Raw genomic sequence first — 18,954 nt, 5'->3', positions numbered from 1 at the left:
CTCAACTGACGATGTACATCGCCACCTGGAAATAGATAATCAGCCCCAGAATATCCACCAGGGCGGTAATAAACGGATTCGACATCAGCGCCGGATCCATACCCAGTTTGCGAAAGCCCATGGGCAGCATTCCCCCAGCTGAGATTCCCATCAGCACCACCAGGAAGACCGCCAGGCCGACGACCGTTGCCTGCATCAGCGCGCCAGTAAAAGCCCACGAGATACCGAAGCTGATCAGCGACAGCATGCTTCCCAGTAGCAGGCCCAGCTTAAACTCTTTCATTAACAGCGCATTTAACTCCTCGCGCTGGATATTCGTTTCCAGTGCCATCGCCCGGATGATCAGAGTGGCAGACTGCGATCCCGCATTTCCACCACTGGCCAGGATCAGGGGAATAAACAACACCAGCCATTCGAACTTGTCGGACACCGCCTCGTAATGTTCCAGTACCTTGGCAGCCAGGAACGAGGGGACCAGCAGGAAGATCAGCCAGCCGATCCGCTTACGAATCACTGTGAGCAGAGACGTTGACAGGTAACTGTCTTCGAGTGGCTCGACCGCAGCCAGACGGTAGGCATCCTCGGTCGCCTCTTCCTGCATAATATCGATCGCGTCGTCGTGTGTTACGATCCCGACCAGTTGGTTCTGGTTATCGACCACGGGGATCGCCACGAAGTCGAACTTCGCCATCTGTTGTGCGACAAATTCCTGGTCATCATCAACGCGGACCGAAATCACATCCCGGTTGATTAATTCCGAGAGGGGCCGGGTTGGACGGGCAAAGATCAGCTCCCGCAGCGAGACAATCCCCTGCAGTCTGCGTCCTTCATCGACCACGTAAATGTAGGAGATGATTTCACTGTCCGGTGCCTGCTGCCTCAGTTTCTCCAGAGCCTGTGCCACAGTGATATTCGCAGGCAAATACGCATACTCGGTCGTCATGATCGCGCCGGCACTGTCTTCCGGATAGGAAAGCAGCTTGCGAATATCGCTGCGTTCGGCCTGGGCAATCAGTGGCAGCAGCTCTTCGACGTGTTCTTCGTCCATCCTCGAGAGCAGGTCGACACGGTCGTCGGGCGCCATCTCCTCAATCAACTTGGACAGCGGTCCCCGATCAATGACCGCCACGATTTCAATCTGCTGAGGCAGAGACAGGAACTGAAAGATCTCAGCCTGCTTCTGAGAATCACAACAGGAGATGACCCGCCAGACTTCCCGGCTGTCCAGTTCGGCCAGAATTTCGGCAGTCACAGCCGGATAGAGGGCTTCACAGAATTCCCTGATGCCTGCGTTATCATTTTCATCCAGCATCACCTGGAGCTCAGGTAGCAATAACCGCCCATACATGCTGAACGCTCCTTTTGATTGTGATGTTGATCAGACGCCCGCACCGGTTACGAAGATGATCCGCGACAGGATGAGAGCGCCTGCCTGTCTGCCGGCCGGTCCATTTTCTGTAAAAAAACACCCTAACCGGAGAACGCCAGTCAGGGTGTTGATGACTTCTAACAGGCAAGTAAGTGGAACGTTGCCTGGTTGCTCGCAGGTCGCTTAGCGTTTTGAGAACTGGAAGCTTTTGCGGGCTTTCTTGAATCCGAATTTCTTACGTTCAACCATACGGCTGTCACGAGTCAGGAAGCGTCCTGCACTCAGAGCTTCGTGCAGCTGGTTGTTGTAAGCTTCCAGAGCACGGGCGATACCCAGAACGATCGCACCGGTCTGACCAGTTGTTCCACCACCGCTGACGCGAACCCAGACATCAACCTTACCGTAGGTGTCGGTCGCTTTGAGGGGGGCTTCCACCATCTGGCGGTCACGTTCGACCTTGAGGTGATCATTCAGACCAACGCCGTTGATGGTCAGGTTACCGGAACCAGCTTTGATGCGGACGCGGGCGACAGCGGTCTTACGACGGCCGGTTCCCATGGCGACGCCATGTTTGTCCAGTTTGCCACGGATGACGGGCTCTGGTTTGACGACATCTTCCTCTTCCGTTTCAGTGGCCAGACCTGATCCCAGAGTCAACTCAGGAACACCAGACGAGACTGTCATCGATTCGGCAGTCGCATCCTCTGATGTCGCTGTTTCTGCTTCAACCGGGGTCTGCTGTTCTGTGGTTTCTTCTGTTACTTCTGATTCTGGAGTCTCATTTTCCATAACGGTCAACTACTCTTATCTTGTTTTACTGAAAAGGGATAAAGGGAAGATCGAGTCTTTACTCTCAGTGTCTTACGGGAGCAGGTACTCAGGCCATTCCTGGGGCTGCTGGGCCTGATGATCGTGAGTCGGGCCGGAATACAGCTTCAGCTTTTTCAGCATCTGACGCCCCAGCTTGTTTTTAGGCAGCATGCGACGAACGGCTTCTGACAGAACCTGTGTAGCCTGTCCGCGTTCCAGTTTCTGCTCCGCAGTCACGTTTTTCAGACCGCTGGGATAACCACTGTACTTCGCGTAGCTCTTTTCCTGCATTTTGCGGGAGAAGTAGGGATGCGAATCGTGGGCCAGCTCTTTGCCGGTAAACTTGATCTTATCACAGTTTACGACGACGACATAGTCACCGGTATCAACGTGGGCAGTATAAGTTGGCTTGTGTTTGCCCATCAGTACGGTAGCAATTTTGGTAGCCAGCCGTCCCACAATCATGTTATCTGCATCAACAACGAGCCACTGAGGGTCGACAGTCTTTGCATTCGCCATAAAAGATTTTGTAGTAGACACCGGTTATTCCTCAAACGTAAACGATACAATATTATAGACTTATATCAAAACGCCCAACATCAGGGCGTCTTCAGATTGACTTCAAAAAGTCTGTAGCAGGCCGGTTTACGCCGGTAAAGAGAGCGCATACCAACCTCAAGGGAGCGGGTAACAGTAACCTTTTTGCAGGCGATCTTCAACTTCAGCGAGGAGGAAAATCCGAGCCAGAAGGCAAAAAAGGAGAGAAAACCGCTACCGGCTGGCATCAGGTGGCGAAAATGCGTCCTGTCAGTCCTGATCAAAGGAAGGAGAGCAGCGTCAGCTGCAATGCCTGAGAGGTTACCTGGAGATTTGCCTGAAAGGCCGTCTGACGCTGGGTGATCTCAACAATCACTTCCGTCAGGTCGGTATCAAAATCCCGGGAAATGGCTTCCCTGATCTGCAATTCCTGATCCTGCAGTCGACCACTGGCGTCCTCGAGAATACTCAACCGGTTCCCGATTTCCGATCGCACGCCATTCACGCGATTGATTTCGGCATCCAGTTTCACCCCGATCCGCTCAATTCCCTGATTGTCATTGTTCCGCAATGCCGTTTCCAGGCGGGACAGAAGATTTAGCACTCCCGTCGCTTCTTTCGGATTGGGTTCTTTCCCCTGCAGTCCCACCAGCGGGTCACTGCCTGATTCGGTACCATCGATCCCCAATGCATACGCGAGCTCAATCGGCGGAATCTCCAACGGTCCGGTGCCTGAAGCATCGTAAATGGTAATGCCGTTCCCCGTCGTATTCAGAGTAGCCTGCAGCTTGATGGGAATGAAATTCCCCTGTAGCGGCACACTGTTATCGGTCCCGGTCTCACTGACCGCCAGTCCCAGGGCATCGGAAACCGCATTACTGGCGACACTCAACGGCCCGGTCCCCGAATTATCGGTAATGCGAATCGCATTCGTATCCGGGTCGATGCTCGCGACCAGATTGCCCGGATCCACGGCGTTGATCGAATCCAGCACATCCTGCACGGTCGCATCGCCGGCCAGACTCACATTCACCACGGAACCGTCTCGCCGGGTAATATCCAGAGTGGTCGCCCCGACTGGAACGCCCTGTCCCAGATTCAAATCCGCCAGCGGCGTGGTACCGTCGAAAGTCTCAAAATCGTTGATCTTATCCAGCACGTCCTGCACGGTCGTCGCACCGCTCAGATCGATGTTGATGGTACTTCCATCACGCCGGTTGATCTGCAGCTTGTTCGAAGAATTAACATCGACGCCCCGCCCGTAATTCAGTTCCGAGAGAGGCGTACTGGCAGAAAAGGTAGCAATCCCCAGTCCCGCAGCATTGGATCCGCCGTTGTTCTCACCAATCGAGAAGTCCGCACCACTGATACGACTCGAGATCGCCAGTCCATTCCGGGCCTCATTGATTCCCAGATTGAGATTAGGATCAGCCGTACGAATCAGATTGAAGACATCTTCAATCGTGGTCGCCGTCGACAGGTCGACAGTGTGAGTCTCGCCTCCATTATTGATGACAAGTCCGGTTCCGACAGTCGAACCGATTCCGGTACCGCCGTTCAGAGAAGCCAGCGTGGTCTGCAGGGTGATCCCCGGATCGAGGTCGCCTCCGTTGATTTGTGCTACCGCGGTACTGGCAATCCCCAGTTGCGTCGCCAGATTCGAACCAGAGACGTTGGAAACCGCCACGGTTCCCGCAGAGGGAGTTAACCGCAGTCCGTTCTGACTGGATGGATCGATGTCGACCGTCAGCGTGACCGGACTACCGGAAAACGCATTCTCCAGCACGGTTTTGAGATCCTGGATGGTCTCTACCCTGGAAAGATCAATGGTCTGAGTTTCGGGCGTCCCGTTATCCAGCGTCACTGAGATCGACCCCAGTTTGGCCCCCCGCCCACTGTGCAGGTCTGCAATGCGGGTCTGTAACGTTAAAGCGGGATCGATATCACTCCCGATTTCCGGACTACTGGCGGCAAAAGCCGAAATGCCATCGAAGTTGTTGGCGAGCAGGGTCTGTGTATCGATATAGGACTGAACCTGATGACCGTCCCCATTATAGACCACCTGCCCGTCAGCCAGTTCCTGAAAGGGAGGGACATTGGTCAGGCTGCCGGAAAAAAGGTATTGGCCGCGAAACGTAGTATTGCCCGCGTTGATGGCCTGTGTCCGCAGCGCTGCCACCTGATCGGCAAGTGCCACGCGTTCGGCGTCGGAGACCGTTGAACCTACTCCCGAGAGTGCCAGTGTCTTGGCGGTATTGAGTGCATCGCCCACACTGTTCATCGCCGTCTCACTCATGGCGAGCAGACTCTGGTTAGTACTGATGTTGGTCTGGTACTGCAGCTGACGTTCGAGTGTGGACTGGAGAATGATCGTTCGCAGCGCCGCTGCAGGAGATTCACTGAGCAGGGAAAACTTCTGTCCCGTGGCCACCTGCTGCTGGAGATTCGACAGTTCCCGGGCGTTGCTGTTTAACGATGACTTCAACCGCTCAGAGAGCATCGTCGAAGGCAGTCGACCTGGTAATAAAGGACCGATATTCATAATTCACGGCATCCGTCATTCATTTCCGAGACGCAATTCTGACAATCCGCCACGGGTATAGTGTCTGTTTAAATCTGTAATAAAATGGTAAAGAGCTCGTCGATGGTGCTGACCAGTCGGGCGGCAGACTGAAACGCACGCTGGAACTTCATGACGTTGATCGTCTCTTCATCGATACTCACTCCGGAGAACTGTTCGCGCTGATTCTTGAGTGAATCCCGGAATGTCTGAGCGCCTTCCGCCAGCGCGCCCTCAGAAGCGGATGACTGGGCGATGCTCGATACCACTTTATCGTAATACTCGTCGAGGGTGATGCCCCCAAGTGACTCAATCGGCTGCTGCGAAAAGGCAGCCAGCGCCACAGCGTTGCTGCCATCTGAAGGGCCGCCCCCCTGCCCCAGAGCCAGGAACTGCTGGTTATCTCGCACGACGGAGTTGATTCCGATATCACTGGAATCGGATCCCGTGAACAGCGTATTGATGCCGATGGCCGCCAGGGCGCCACTGGTATCATTCGAGAAACGGAACTCATAATCGGAGTCGGCACTGAGATTCAGCCGACCATCGGTCGACACACTCGAATTCAGATTCGCCACGCCATTCAGCGCACTGGCCAGACTGTTTAACGTGGTGTCTGCCCCGATGCCGTCCAGATCGACATTGATCGTTGTGGTATTAGTAATTCCCGTCGTCTTATTCGTGACTTTAATCTGGAAACTGCCATGACTCGCCTGGAACGGCAGCCCCGAAAGCGCCGAACTCAGATTAGCCGAAGGATCCAGCGCCGCGGACGCAGAGGTCAACTGCTCAAAGCCTGCTGTCCCTTCTCCGGAAGAATGGATCTTGTTGAACTCAAAGATCAGGTTGGACGCATATGTATCCAGCTGATCCACAAAGCCCCCCAGGATGTCATCGCGGCCTTCGATAATTCCTTTAAGCTCACCCCCGGTTCGGGAAATGTTACTATGGGTCCGGGATAAAAACACTTCCTGGACAACAACCCCTTTATCGGTGTCGGTCTCGACAGTCAGCTTCTGGGAGGAGCCGGCCAGAACCAGATAATCGGAACCGGTAAACACATCGATGGCACCATCCGCGCGTTCACGAAACCGCACAGGGATCAGTTCGGAAAGTCGATTGAGCGCGTTATACCGCTCGGTTCGCAGAGCGCCCGCATCACTCTGCAACAGTCCGGATGCTTCGAGCTTCGAAATCTTCGGGTTCAGGTCCACGATCTTGTCGATCAGCTCGTTGGCCTCTTTCACGAGGTTTTCCACGTTGACCGACTGGGTCTCGCGCAGATCGTTGATTCGCAGTCTCAGTGAACTGATCTCGGAGGCAAACTTCTGAGCTTCACTGAGCACAAACTCCCGGTCCGGAATTGAGCCAGGCTGATTCACCGCGTTGTTCAACTTGGCCAGAAAATCATTCAGACCGGTCGACAGGTCTCCGCCTGAGAGCTCGCGCAGCTCGCTCTCCAGCTGTTTGAAAATCGTATCGCGCTCGTTGATGGAAGAGTATTCGGTGTTTGCTGAATGGATGCGGGTTTCCAGAAACAGATCGATCTGCTGCTGAATCCCGGAGATCTCCACTCCCGTCCCGGTGATCAACGCCCCCTGTCGATAGGGATCGGACGGATTGAGAACCAGATTCTCACGGATGTAGCCTGGAGTGCCCGCATTGGCGATATTCTGACCCGCAACCTGGATGCCGGTACTGAATACCTCCATCGATTGCTTGGCCATTGATAATGCTGCATTAAGTCCCATGGCAGTGTGTCCGTAATGATATATGCGTTCTTAAACCATCGCCCTGCTCCGCCCGTGACGGGCAACCGCAATCAGGCCGATGCGTCGAAGATCGCCCCCCCTGAACCATTTTCATTCTGGCCGCCTGAGTACGTCGGCGTCTTTTTCCCTGCGTGCGCAATCAGCTCCAGGATCTGTGAGTAATGCTGAAACGAACGTTGGGCCACAATCCACTGGACCCAGCTTTCATGCCTGAGCTTCTGCGATCGCTGCTGCACGACTTCAATTCGTTCCGCGATCGGTTCAGAGACCTCAATGCCCAGTCCCAGACCAGGCAGCAGTTCCTGCAGGGAACCGGCGGGCAGACCGAGTTGCTCCGCGGTCTGCAGTAGTTGCTGTCGTCTGAGCAGAATGAACTGCAGCGTATTAGTGAGCTGCTCCTCGATCACGGCCAGCTGTTCAATCCGTTCCGGATCGACCTGTTTCAGCGCCTGTGACTTCTGCTCATAGAGTTCGAGCAGTTTCTTTTGAATGGGTTCGAGATCATTCAGGATCCCGGTCAGTTTACCCAATAACTGTTGATGTTGCGCCGGTACCGGCGCAGTTGGTGCTGCATGCATGGGAGCCCCCTTTCTCCCGGTTTACATAATCCGCCCCTCGGACGGTGAAAATCGCCTATCGTTATAATCGGCACAATCGCTCTATCTCTCGCGTCTGTTTTATTCAGAATCCCCTCGTCAGGTATAAAGACAGTTCTTTTATAGTGTTACGCTCGATGCCGCATTGATCGATTTCATCGACTGCGCATTCAACTGGCGTGAAAATGACGAGAACAACGTGTCGGAAAACGCATTTCCTTCCTGTGAAGCCAGGTCTTCAGAAATCTGCTGGTCCAGTTGAGACTGAAACATCTCTTCCGCCTGGCCACCATGAAAATAAGCCGGCTTTCCCTGGGCAGAACGCAGCGCTTTGAACATCTGCTGATAGAACGTACCCGCAACGAACTTCTGGAACGCTTCCTTCAGCTCCGGAGAACTCTGCCCGGGTTGCTGTAATTCCGACGGTGCCTGGCTGACAGGGGTCAGCAGGGTACTCTGTTGAATGTTGTTTTGAATTCCAGACAGGGGGGCCATGGCTGGTGATCCTTGTGAAAATGATTGAGTAAACGACAGGACTCTTAGTGCTCGTCATATTCCGCGTGCAGTTTTCCGGAACGATGCAACTCGCGGATAATGCTGATCACATCTTCGGTAGGCACGCGTAACTGATTCAACGCCTCGACCAGCTCCTGCAGTCGTTGCGTATTCTGCTGACCTGGCTGTCCATTAACCGGCACAAAGCCTCCCGGCAGCCCCCCCTCGGCCGGATTACCAATGCCTACGGTCAGATTCTTATGTGAGATCACCACCGGGCTGATTTCGACTTCGCCGGTGACAACAACGGTTTGTGATTTAGGATTGACCACCACCCGGGCCTGCTGGTGTGGACGATCGATGCCGACCTCCATCACAGCAGCAATGAACTCGACCGGTGATTCTATATACTGACGGGGAATCCGAATGAAAACCCGACCCGGTCCCTGGGCAATCGCCAGTTGTCGGTTCCCCGCTTCAAAACTGAATTCAGCGTTGATGACACGGGCAACTTCACTGGCAGTGTGGAAGCCGGCATGACGCTTATCAACAAGCAACGTAATCGAACGGGTCCGACGATCGATAAATGACAGTTCGAAGTCCCGCTCAATCACCAGACCGTTGATAATCTTCCCGGTTGCCAGGGAAAGTTCGTCTTCCAGGATCACAGCTCCGGAACAGAGACCGGCGAATACTTCGTTACCGATTTCCGGTGTCGCCACCGGTGCGACCAGCAGACGTCCGCCCCGCAGACTTTTGGCTCCCAGCATGGAGCTGACGAAGCAGTCCAGCTTCTGTCCTTTACGAATTCCACTGGCGGGAATCGTGGCTTCGATCATAACCAGTGCCACGTTATTCGCGGCTGCCAGATCCTTGAGATCGACAACCGGATTGTTCAAGTGCTTGAGTGCCGCTGCCAGGCTGCGGATCGTCGGCAGATTCTTAGCACCATCGCCCGTCCCGTCGAGCCCGACCACCAGTCCCATGCCTGTGAGCTTAATCTCCCGCATGCCATACACGCTGCAGATATTCTCCACGCGCGTACGTGCCTGCAGTTCCTGTTGCGAACAGGTCAGCATTCCGAGGAACAGCAGACAGACGATAACAGATTGGGAGAACCGGGCAGACATGATGAATTTCCGTATTCGTTTAACAAATAGACTCAAAATTAAAACGGGAAGAACCAGTCGTACAACACCACGCCCCAGGGACGCTTCGTACTCTGGTAAACTTTCCCGCGCTGGTGTTTGACGATATCCAGGTTGGCAATGTTTTCACTCAATGCCGTATTGTCGCGATTGACATCTTTACTGCGAATCTCTCCCGTCAGCCGGTATTCCCAGACATCCCGATTACTGCGAATGCTTTTGCGGGCTTCCAGAATCAGGTTACCATTCGGGCGAATATCAACCACGGTCGCGGCGATGCGGTACTGAATCCCTTCGCGGTCCGCCACCTGACCAGTACTCTGCAGGCGTCCCTGCAACTGCGTGTCAATCTTGGGACTGTTCAACGCAGCGGGTGCCAGGTTTCCGGCGTTATCAATTCGCATGAACTCTTTGAGTTCTGCTTTCAGTGTTTCGGTACGGTTCCGGTTAAAACGGGAATCGATGGTCACGCTTGATTTTTCATCCACCATAATCGTGATGATGTCGTGCACCTTGACAACAATCGGCTCAGGCGCGGGTACGTAGATCAGCGAATAATCACGCAGCAGTGGTGGCTTGGGCGAAGGTGTATACAGGTCGCCTTGCCCGAATGTATTCGCCAGGGACTCGGTCACTTCCATCGCCTCGGATGAGTATTCAAATTGATTCATACGGGCAGCCAGACGTTCCGGCGGCGTGACGGGTTTGTCTGCCTTCTGACGCAATGCTTCGATGTTACTCAGTTCGGAAGTACCCTGGGTGGATCGTATTGCAGTGCTCTGATTGGCCTGCGCGGTGTTCTGCACAGCTGGACCCTGTGCCCGCACGACGCTCGAACAAAACAATACGATACATCCCAGGGAAATCGCCTCCCGTAATACTGCCAGCTTTCTTCTTCGCTGGCAGGTTCGCACACTGATTCCTCTGAATGACTTCATTTAGACCTCCCCCCTCTTTGAATTTCGTATACGGTCTGCACCTGACCGCCTCGCGAGGGACCAGCTGACTCGGTCGTACCGGAGATGAACTGGATTCCCGTCGACTGTGGCATCTGGCTGGACGGACGGTAGTTCACTTCGGTCTGGTTGTAACCGGTCACCGTCGCCGTCAAACGATCGCGGCCTTCCAGAGCGATCAGCGTGATCTGATCTCCCATGGAGCCATCACCGCGTGCCCGCATTTCGCGGCGGACAGAAATGCCGCCTCGTCGGGCATACACGGTTACGATCGCACCATCGCGTACCAGGGGTACTTCGATCAGGTCTTCGGTTCGCATCGGCTGCGTCTGATAGACAGTGCGGGTCAGTTCGCGGCCAATCACCTGCCGCGGATCGCTGATCCCTTTCTGATCTTTTTCGGGTCGCATCCAGACCAGGTCGTCGGCGCGAACCACTGTACCCCGATTTAATGTGTATTTGGCTGCCAGAATTTCCGGCACTCGTTGGATCTGACAAACCACCCGCACCTGTCGGACCATTCCCTGAGCATCTTTCAACTGCAGCAGAACAGGCTGCTCGGTCTGACGGTTCAGATCCAGCTGTGAAAAGTAAAAGCCATCGGCCCGGGTTTCACGTACCACAGGCACGTCTGCCGGCTGCAATCGAACCGAGACCGTAAAATGGCTGGCCTGGGGCGCAGTCCGGCTGATCCAGTTCTGGAGTGCCTGCTGGACTTTTTCTTCAGTCTGCTGCAACTCCTGCTGTGTCGCGGCCTTCTTAACCTGGGGTTCTTCCCGCGGGCTTTCAGAACTGACACGAATCTGGCTGCGTCCTGTTAACTCCAGCTGGCTCAAGTCGACGCCCAGTGCCTGCAGGCGACTGCGGATTTGTGAAACCGTGATGACCTGGGTGCGCCCCTGCGCCGGTGCAGGCTGCAGGATCATCGCCTGCATACGGGCGGCTTCCGCCTCATCCGCGTTCAGCACGTCAGCCACATCGCCCAGACGTACCACGGACGAATTCACGACCGCGGTCGACTTCAGCCGCAGAATCTCAGCCCGCACGTCACACGTGTGGCTCAGACAGCAGGCTGTCAGCAACAGACTTAAAACGGATTTGGCCCAGATACGATTCATTACAGTTTTCAAATTTCTATGGTTAGTCGGTCAGAGAGTCAGCTTAGAAACGACGCAGATTCGTGACGGTCTGCAGTGTCTGGTCGGCTGCCTGCACCACCTGACTGTTCAACTCAAAGTTGCGCTGTGTTTTAATCAGTTCGACCAGTTCCCGTACGGGTTCCACATTCGACTGTTCCAGAAACCCCTGACGCAACTGGCCGCGTCCTTCTGTCCCTGGGTTACCGATCTGTGCGTTACCGGAGCCTGTCGTTTCGGTATACAGGTTGTCTCCCTGACGCAGCAGACCCTGGTTATTGATGAAGCGGGCAATCTGAATGTTGCCGGCGATCTGAATCTGTGTGGATCCCTGCTGCTGGTAACTCACGACACCGTCTCCGGAAATCGTCACATTAATCGCATCCTGGGGAATCGAAATGTTGGGCTGCAGAAGATAACCCTTGTCCGCTGAGGCCATCACCAGGTTACCGTTTGCGTTGAGTGTGAAGTTTCCGGCCCGCGTGTAGAGATCCTGGGTGCCATCATTCACCTGGAAGAAGCCGTCTCCCACGATGGCCAGGTCATAAGTTCCGTTCGAAGGCACGATTGATCCCTGACTGAAATCACCTTCCGTGCTCTGTACGCGCACACCAATACCAAGGTCGGTGCCGGTGGGAGTGATGTTTCCCTGGTTGTCCTGCACACCGGGCAGCTTGAAATGCTCGTAGAAGATGTCTTCGAAATTCGCGCGGTTCTGCTTGTAGGCAGTGGTACCCGCGTTGGCCAGATTGTTGGCAATGGTATCGAGATTGAAGCTGTTCGCTGCCATTCCCGTCGCACTGGAATACAGGGCTCTGATTGCCATCGGTTGTCTCCTTACTTCCTCAAGCTCTGTAACGGATTACAGATCTAAAACTGTCTTTGATTGTTTGATTTCTATCTGCGGGGCATGCTTTGTATCAGACGGCCCAGTGAGTCATCCTGCAGTTTAATCATGTTGATATTAGACTCGAACATCCGGGTAGAGGTCACCAGTTCCATCATCTCCTCAATGGAGTTGGTGCCGGACGCTTCCAGAAAACCCTGTTCGATCGTGACAGGCCCTTTGGCCTCGGAAACACGACCTTCAGTGGTGTAGAGGCTATTCCCCATTTTGACGAGTTCGTTGAGCGACGATGGCATCACGATCGCAATCTGTCCCCGGGTTCCCAGCGCCTGTCCTTGAGCGTCAAAGGGAGTCACCAGACCATCGGGAGAAATTTCCATGCGAACGGCATCGACGGGCAGTGTAATTTCCTGGCCGTTGGTATTCAGCAGAGGCAGCCCCTGATCGGCAGTCACAACGCGGCGCTTACTGTCCAGAGAAAGGGACCCGTTGCGAGTCAGATAGGAGTTTTGAGAATTGCCAACCTGAAAGAAACCCTGCCCTTTTAAGGCCAGGTCAAAATCGCTTTCGGTCGAGATCATGGCCCCGTTTTCGAAATTGGTCGTCATCCCTTCCAGAGTGATACCACCGCTGTGGTTTTGCAGATCTCCGGGAAGAGGCGCCAGGGGAGCCTGTTTCTCGTCGGCAGGCGGGTTCATGCGAAAAATGGGTATATCACGCTTGAATGAAGTCGTGTTCGCATTCGCCATATTGTTAGCCAGCACATCCATTCGCACTGAATTTGCATCAGCGCCTTGTGCTGAGAGGTACATGCCGTAAATCATTTAGATACCTGTTATGAACCGCCACCATCTGAATCAAATAGACAGTGGTGATGTCAACGAGTTTCGATAGACACTTCCCCCCGTCTATCTATCGGAACTCGCTAACAGGTATCTTTAATATAATCGGAAAAAAGAGTTTATTTTTCCTATTTTTACATCTGCAAGCAATTGCTGCTTAGAGATGTGTGGGCATGTCGTATTAAATGACTGGCTATCAGAGCCGATTCAGTAATGATGATCAGTTGGTTGCTGACAAACCAAGGCAAATAGAGAACATGGGAAGCAACTGCAATAAGCTGCATCCACGAGAGAAAAATAATAGCATCGGTCCGTCGCAAACTGACCTGGAAGGTCCAAAAATTGACTGCCAGATCAATTAACAACCGTTGTGGCTATTCAGCAACCAGTGTCTGATCAATCAGCGATCAGTGCGATCAATCAAAAACCACAGCTCTGCAGGGGCTCACATTCGACTTCAAACTGGGTGACCAGCTTGCGAATTTCAGCGCGATTAACCTGAACGTCGTCAGGTGCTTCAACCCCCAGACGTACTCGATTCCCCTTTACTGACAGCACTTTGATCGAGATATTGTCGTTAATCAAAATCTCTTCATCCTTGCGTCTCGTGAGCACTAACATCAGTGGACTCCTTTCTTGAGTTCATTCCTTTGATAAATCTAACCAAGCCCTACTCAGTAGAGTGAAAGAGTTACATCCATCTCTGGGAATTATACGCAGCAAACAGGGTTCCAGTTTGAGGAATAATCCAAAATTTTAAAAAAATTATCATAACCCTTAAAGTTTACTGTGTGATGCGTCACTACAACACACATGACGTATTCCACCCTGTTTAACACGACCTAAGATTCACGCAAAATGCTTCACTAATTTGGCACAAAAGTGAAGCATTTTGCAGCAGTGTGGTAAACTTGCAGTAGATCGAGACACAAACCTGACTGCGAGCCAATCAGGACAATGGTCGATATATGCTGGTAACGCAATCCGAAGCTCAATCCTACTATTAAGTCACCTGTCCAGGGAGGAAAGTCCCATGCCACACATTCCAAGGTCTTACCTGACCGCACTTATTTTAGCAGGCCTGTGCATTCCACCCACACTCCAGGCTGCAGACCCCCCAAAGGGAACCGCACTGCCCGAAGTGATTCCTGACGACGCCATGCCTCCCAAAAAACTTCCTGAGCTTTCAGAAGTCATGAGCATCGCCCGGGAGTATTTCACAAATCGCAAAGGGTATGAGTCCGGTGATCTGCTGACCAGCAATGACGTCAAACCTCTGTTTCGGGAACTGCAGCAGGCTGGCTGGAAGGTCAAAGCGGAAAAAGCGATTCTGAGTCGGATGCATACCAACAGCGATTTTCTCGCTTCGCAGCTGGGTACTCCCAAAGGCGTCAAATTCATGCGTAAAATCGCGAAGATGCCAGGCGGCTACGATCGCCTCGATCATCTGCTGAAGATGCCGTATGGTAAACGACGAATCAAAGAGTTCATCGACTCCCCCGGCGGTTACACGATGATTGAATACATGACCACCACCAAAGGGGGCAAGAACCTGGGAAAATATCTCTCCCAGACCAAGACCGGAAAAGGCTTCAACCAGCCGACTGACATGATCTACACGCAGACAGAGCTGCTGCAGGTGATCCAGGAAACATACCAGGCAGAGAACAATCCCAGAGGCAGACGTAAATAGTCTTTGATCAGAACAGCAATGACCCACAATATAAAAGCCCCACACGCTGATCCGCGTGCGGGGCTTTCTCATTCAAACATTGATTCTGGACTGAAAACAGTCTGTTTACAGTGCGTTCAGCCTTCGAGATTCACACCGAAGAACTCGGCACTTTCAGCAATATCTGCTCGACATTCTTCGATCATCTGTTCGATTTGTTGTTCTTCGAAGTCAAAGAAAGAGATCAGCAGATCTTCGGCTTCGGCAAATTCCTCTGAATTCCGGTTCCATAAAGAGCCAGCTAAGAGACTTCCCGTCCGAACTGCCATTCCCAAGGGACAACCGTGTTGACCGGTATCATGGTGATGTTCTATCGCCACCACCATTTCATGTGGGAGCTCCCAGAAATCCATCAGGCGTGCGCCTAACAGAGCATGGTCAAATCCGAAGAACTGACGTTCGCCTTTGACCAGCGCTTCGCCGTGTGGATAGCTTTCATAGATCAAGCTGTACTGTTCCCGCTCAACCTGGGAAAACACGAGAATCCCCACATCCGCCAGCAGGCCAGCTGTGTAGGTTTCATCTTTCTTAAGACATTTATGATGGTCTGCCAGATGAGACGAAATCGAGGCAATCGTCAATGCACGCTGCCAGTAATCGGCGAAGATTCGCCCCTTACTCCGTTTGGTCAGTGACTCCACCATGGAAAAACTGACTGTCAGCATCCGGATGGCATCTTTTCCCAGGTACGAGACAGCATGCTTGATGCTCGTAATCCGACGCGAAACACCGTACTTGGCTGAATTGACTACCTGTAGAATTTTGGCAGCCAGTCCCGGATCGTGTTCGATACAGTTTACAATATCATCGATCCGGCTCTCAGGATCGCGGGTCAGCTGCAGCACCTGCTGTGCGACCTTGGGTGCGGAATGTAATCGATCCAGACGTTGAACAAAGGCGTCTGCAAGATCGCCCGGGTCTAAACAATTATCAACTAACATGACCGTCCTTCTCTCTGTTCTCAGGCTCTCTATATATGTTCTGCCCCTTGAGGGGAACCTCGTCGAAAATCTATCTTTGAGAGCAGCAGGGAACGGCAGAAACTGGAGCGTACGAACCGATTTTTGGATTCTCGGCAGGGACTCTTCCAGTCGTAACGGTCAGCGCTTTTATAATGAGAATGGCCAGAACCTTCAGTCCAGAGAAATCCCTCCTCAAGGTCCGAATTCCAGCCCGCCCGGCTTCAGCGCATCAGCTCCAGGCCGGTTTCCCTGATTTCATAAGGGACCAGGGATTCATCGACGGCACTGCCACGATGTTTCGCGATGTGTAATGCCCGGCTCATCCGGTTGCCTTCCCGGATCTTTCCCATCAGGATGATCGTATTGGCATTGGACAGGACGTCACCACTTTCGATGGGACGCTGAATCAGATCGTCCAGCATTACCTCATGCGTGGTTAACAGCAACAGACAGCCGATCTGCTGGCAATCGTAATGATGTGCTTCAATCTGCTCCTGCTGACTACGAAACTGTGCCCGAAACAGATCGCGGGCCACCCAGTCGTATTCTTTGCGCAGGATCTGATGGTAGACGTATTCGAAGGCATGGAACTGAAAGGAATCACTGGGACGTTCGGTCGGTTCGATCCCGTCAATCACTGTACGCCGGACACCATGCACAAAATTGGCATAGAAATACGCGATTGCTGCATCCAGCTTTTTGACAAATTCCAGCTTCCATTCCTTCCACTCATCCAGCTCCATATCCCGGCGGGTCACCCGGCGGCCACTCTGGCGGAAGAGATGCTGATAATCTTTACGCGCCTGTTCCCGCTCCCAGATCTGTTCCAGGTCGAAGACCTCATCGACGAGTTGCTCCCGCAATTTCCATTGAAACAGACGCTCTGCATAATCCTCGTGACTCTGTGAATCGCCGCGGGTCGCCATATCGAACAGAATGCCGGTCTCCCCTTCCTGGGCGAGTCCTGCCTGAGCATACTGCAGCCCCAGTTGCGTTTTTCCAATGCCGGTCGCCCCCAGAACCACTGTCAGCTTTCCGGGCAAGAATCCCCCCGACAGCATTTCATCCAGTTCCGGAATTCCCGTTTGTTGGCGCAGTTCAGACATAATTCGACTCGTTGACAGGCAGAGGCAGTTCGCCTCCAAGGGTATAGATTCGTTCGAAAGCAAGCACGACCTCAGTGCATCTCAGACAGTGATGAAGCGATCCCGGGCAGCCACATTCCACTGACCGACCACTTTACCACCGCTGACAACCGTTACCGATTTGTGCAGAGCCGAGGTCGGACAGACGTGTCGGGGAATGGCCAGCAGCTCGTCGCCCGGCTGAAACTCTCCTGCCCGTTCACTCAACACAACCAGGTGCTCTTCATTCTGCAGTACTGGTTTGGCATCGGGTAAATCGGGGAACCGACAGCGGCCTTCCATCGCGGGATCCGAAGCAATCGCTTTATAACCCAGGTCAAACGTAACCCGATCAGGGCCAGGCCGACTGATCACACGTGTCAGAACCATCGCCGCCGGCTTGAATTTGAGATCTGGAAATAGTTCACCGTACCCGACGTCGTGAAACACACAGGTTCCGGGACAGACTTCAATCGCGGGATCATCAATGCTGGCAAAGATCGGAAATGAACCGGTCGCACCCGCGACAATCCGGGGGACTTTTAATCCTTCGAGCAGCAGTTGATCCCGCAGCTTGGAAACATGATGCCAGACCTCTTTGACGGCGACTTCACGCTCATGGAAATCGACCTGGTGATTCTGACCGTCATAAACATGCAGGCCCGCGGGAATCAGACCGGGGGTATTCGCTATCAACTGGTAAAGTTCTACCGCTGCGTCTCCGGGTACAATCCCGGTCCGGTTCTGCCCGGTATTCAGATCGAGCAGAACTTCGATTTCGAGTCCCGCTTCGGTCATCGCGGTTCCCAGCTGTTCGATGGGGGTAGGATGATCGGCGGTTACCTGTAAAGACACATCAGGCCAGCGTTTCCGAAACTCAATGGCCCGCGCGATATTCGGTCCTACCAGATTGTATGCCAGGCAGATGTCTTTAACGCCGGTCTCGGCCAGCATCTCCGCTTCAGCAAAAGTCGCCGCCTTGTGCTTCTTGATACCCAGCGAGAGTTCCAACTCAATGACTTCCCGCATCTTATGGGTCTTGCAATGCGGCCGCAGCCGATCGGGGTTCCCCACCAGTGCGATCATCTGCTTTAAATTCTCTTCCACAAGATCTTTAAAAATGATCATCCCGGGAGAGATAATCTGACTGGTATCCTCTATCTGATAGCATGCATCCATGAGCAAACCCGATTCACGTTTCTGTTAAATGCCCTGGAAAAAGACATGTTCGGCGGTCTTTTCCAGAATCCATGATTTGTCGTCATCCGACAGGAACGGTAGTCCGTTCTTGATCAGATCGATCGACGCCCTGTAAGTATGGGGTCCTTGCACCTGGTAAGGACAGTCGGTAGCCCACATCAGGCGTTTAGCACCAAAGGCCTGATACACCTTTTTAATGAGTGGCGCCAGATCATGGTAGGGCATCTGCTTCTTGCCCAGGGCATAAAAGGCAGAAACTTTGACATAAACGTTGGGATGCTTGGCCATCTTACACAACGCGTCGACTTCCTCAGGCTCAATCTTGCCCGTCACGCCGATGCGTGCCAGGTGGTCGATCACCACGGTCGTGTCGCGATGCTTTTGACACATTTTATCCAGTGCGGGCAGCCCATTGGGATTCATCAGGCAGCACATGGCCATGCCTTCTTTTGCACCGGTCGTCCACATCTCTTCCATGCACGCACCGTCCAGCCACTCGTCGACCTTCTTCGTCTTCGGTGCAATTCGGAAGCCCCGGACTCCCTTTTTCTTGAGGTCCAGCATCTTCGGCGTCGGGTTGTCCCCCTTCTGGTCGATCACAGCCACACCGGAAAACATTCCCGGATACTTGGCCATGCAATCCAGCATGTAGCTGTTGTCAAAACCATAGAAGGACATCTGGATCAGCACGACCCGGTTCACACCGACCGGCATCATCTCTGCCTGCAGCTCTTCCGCCGTAAAACTGGGAGGCTGCATATCCGCGACCTTATACCCGGGAGCCAGGGGGTATTTTTTGACGTCAGGAGTCCAGACATGCGAATGTGCGTCGATATATTCCATAGCATGATCCTCAAAAGAGTCAGAA

General features: G+C 53.3%; 18 protein-coding genes. 1 reads left to right on the top strand and 17 read right to left on the bottom strand.

From position 1 onward, the window contains the following. Position 1: 1 nt before the first annotated feature. The 13 genes from mgtE to csrA all read right to left on the bottom strand — a co-directional run bounded on the left by mgtE (position 2) and on the right by csrA (position 13,689). Positions 2-1,348 carry a magnesium transporter gene (mgtE, locus tag HG66A1_RS04220; RefSeq protein WP_145181000.1) on the bottom strand — a complete coding sequence of 449 codons (1,347 nt, stop codon included), beginning with the start codon at positions 1,346-1,348 and terminating at the stop codon, positions 2-4. Positions 1,349-1,552: 204 nt separating this feature from the next. Then, positions 1,553-2,158, bottom strand: a complete 606-nt coding sequence (gene rpsI / locus HG66A1_RS32760; RefSeq protein WP_350193566.1) for a 30S ribosomal protein S9 — start codon at positions 2,156-2,158, stop codon at positions 1,553-1,555. A 72-nt stretch (positions 2,159-2,230) separates the two neighbouring features. Continuing rightward, positions 2,231-2,698, bottom strand: coding sequence for a 50S ribosomal protein L13 (rplM, locus tag HG66A1_RS04210; RefSeq protein ID WP_145193687.1), 468 nt, complete (start codon positions 2,696-2,698; stop codon positions 2,231-2,233). A 298-nt stretch (positions 2,699-2,996) separates the two neighbouring features. Beyond that, entirely contained in the window at positions 2,997-5,258 is a 2,262-nt protein-coding gene (flgL, locus tag HG66A1_RS04205) for a flagellar hook-associated protein FlgL (RefSeq protein ID WP_145180999.1), read from the bottom strand. Positions 5,259-5,326: 68 nt separating this feature from the next. Next, entirely contained in the window at positions 5,327-7,003 is a 1,677-nt protein-coding gene (flgK, locus tag HG66A1_RS04200; protein WP_145180998.1) for a flagellar hook-associated protein FlgK, read from the bottom strand. A gap of 95 nt (positions 7,004-7,098) precedes the next feature. After that, a complete protein-coding gene (flgN, locus tag HG66A1_RS04195) occupies positions 7,099-7,626 on the bottom strand; it encodes a flagellar export chaperone FlgN (protein WP_145036904.1) in 528 nt (175 codons plus the stop codon). A 138-nt stretch (positions 7,627-7,764) separates the two neighbouring features. Continuing rightward, a complete protein-coding gene (locus HG66A1_RS04190) occupies positions 7,765-8,139 on the bottom strand; it encodes a rod-binding protein (protein WP_145180997.1) in 375 nt (124 codons plus the stop codon). A gap of 44 nt (positions 8,140-8,183) precedes the next feature. Then, entirely contained in the window at positions 8,184-9,269 is a 1,086-nt protein-coding gene (locus HG66A1_RS04185; protein WP_145180996.1) for a flagellar basal body P-ring protein FlgI, read from the bottom strand. A 38-nt stretch (positions 9,270-9,307) separates the two neighbouring features. Further along, entirely contained in the window at positions 9,308-10,225 is a 918-nt protein-coding gene (locus HG66A1_RS04180) for a flagellar basal body L-ring protein FlgH (protein WP_145180995.1), read from the bottom strand. Beyond that, on the bottom strand, positions 10,222-11,361 hold the full coding sequence (gene flgA, locus HG66A1_RS04175; protein WP_145180994.1) for a flagellar basal body P-ring formation chaperone FlgA: 1,140 nt from the start codon (positions 11,359-11,361) through the stop codon (positions 10,222-10,224). Before flgA ends, HG66A1_RS04180 begins: the two co-directional genes overlap by 4 nt. Positions 11,362-11,404: 43 nt before the next feature. Beyond that, entirely contained in the window at positions 11,405-12,205 is an 801-nt protein-coding gene (gene flgG / locus HG66A1_RS04170; RefSeq protein ID WP_145180993.1) for a flagellar basal-body rod protein FlgG, read from the bottom strand. 71 nt (positions 12,206-12,276) lie between these two features. Next, complete coding sequence (locus HG66A1_RS04165) at positions 12,277-13,050, bottom strand: flagellar hook-basal body protein (RefSeq protein ID WP_145036892.1); 774 nt, start codon at positions 13,048-13,050, stop codon at positions 12,277-12,279. A 438-nt stretch (positions 13,051-13,488) separates the two neighbouring features. Next, on the bottom strand, positions 13,489-13,689 hold the full coding sequence (csrA, locus tag HG66A1_RS04160) for a carbon storage regulator CsrA (RefSeq protein WP_145036890.1): 201 nt from the start codon (positions 13,687-13,689) through the stop codon (positions 13,489-13,491). 412 nt (positions 13,690-14,101) lie between these two features. Here csrA and HG66A1_RS04155 point away from each other — a divergent pair, with 412 nt between their 5' ends. Further along, a complete protein-coding gene (locus HG66A1_RS04155) occupies positions 14,102-14,761 on the top strand; it encodes a hypothetical protein (RefSeq protein WP_145180992.1) in 660 nt (219 codons plus the stop codon). 116 nt (positions 14,762-14,877) lie between these two features. Here the strand turns inward: HG66A1_RS04155 and HG66A1_RS04150 are convergent, their stop codons facing one another. The 4 genes from HG66A1_RS04150 to HG66A1_RS04135 all read right to left on the bottom strand — a co-directional run bounded on the left by HG66A1_RS04150 (position 14,878) and on the right by HG66A1_RS04135 (position 18,929). Continuing rightward, complete coding sequence (locus HG66A1_RS04150; protein WP_145180991.1) at positions 14,878-15,741, bottom strand: HDOD domain-containing protein; 864 nt, start codon at positions 15,739-15,741, stop codon at positions 14,878-14,880. A gap of 242 nt (positions 15,742-15,983) precedes the next feature. After that, positions 15,984-16,868, bottom strand: a complete 885-nt coding sequence (locus HG66A1_RS04145; protein WP_145180990.1) for an RAD55 family ATPase — start codon at positions 16,866-16,868, stop codon at positions 15,984-15,986. An 81-nt stretch (positions 16,869-16,949) separates the two neighbouring features. Further along, complete coding sequence (locus HG66A1_RS04140) at positions 16,950-18,065, bottom strand: D-TA family PLP-dependent enzyme (protein WP_145036882.1); 1,116 nt, start codon at positions 18,063-18,065, stop codon at positions 16,950-16,952. A gap of 24 nt (positions 18,066-18,089) precedes the next feature. Next, positions 18,090-18,929, bottom strand: coding sequence for an amidohydrolase family protein (locus HG66A1_RS04135; RefSeq protein WP_145180989.1), 840 nt, complete (start codon positions 18,927-18,929; stop codon positions 18,090-18,092). Positions 18,930-18,954: the final 25 nt, after the last annotated feature.

Origin of the sequence: Gimesia chilikensis, from assembly GCF_007744075.1 — a bacterium.
GTDB lineage: Bacteria > Planctomycetota > Planctomycetia > Planctomycetales > Planctomycetaceae > Gimesia > Gimesia chilikensis_A.
This window is presented reverse-complemented; position numbering and strand designations above follow the sequence as displayed.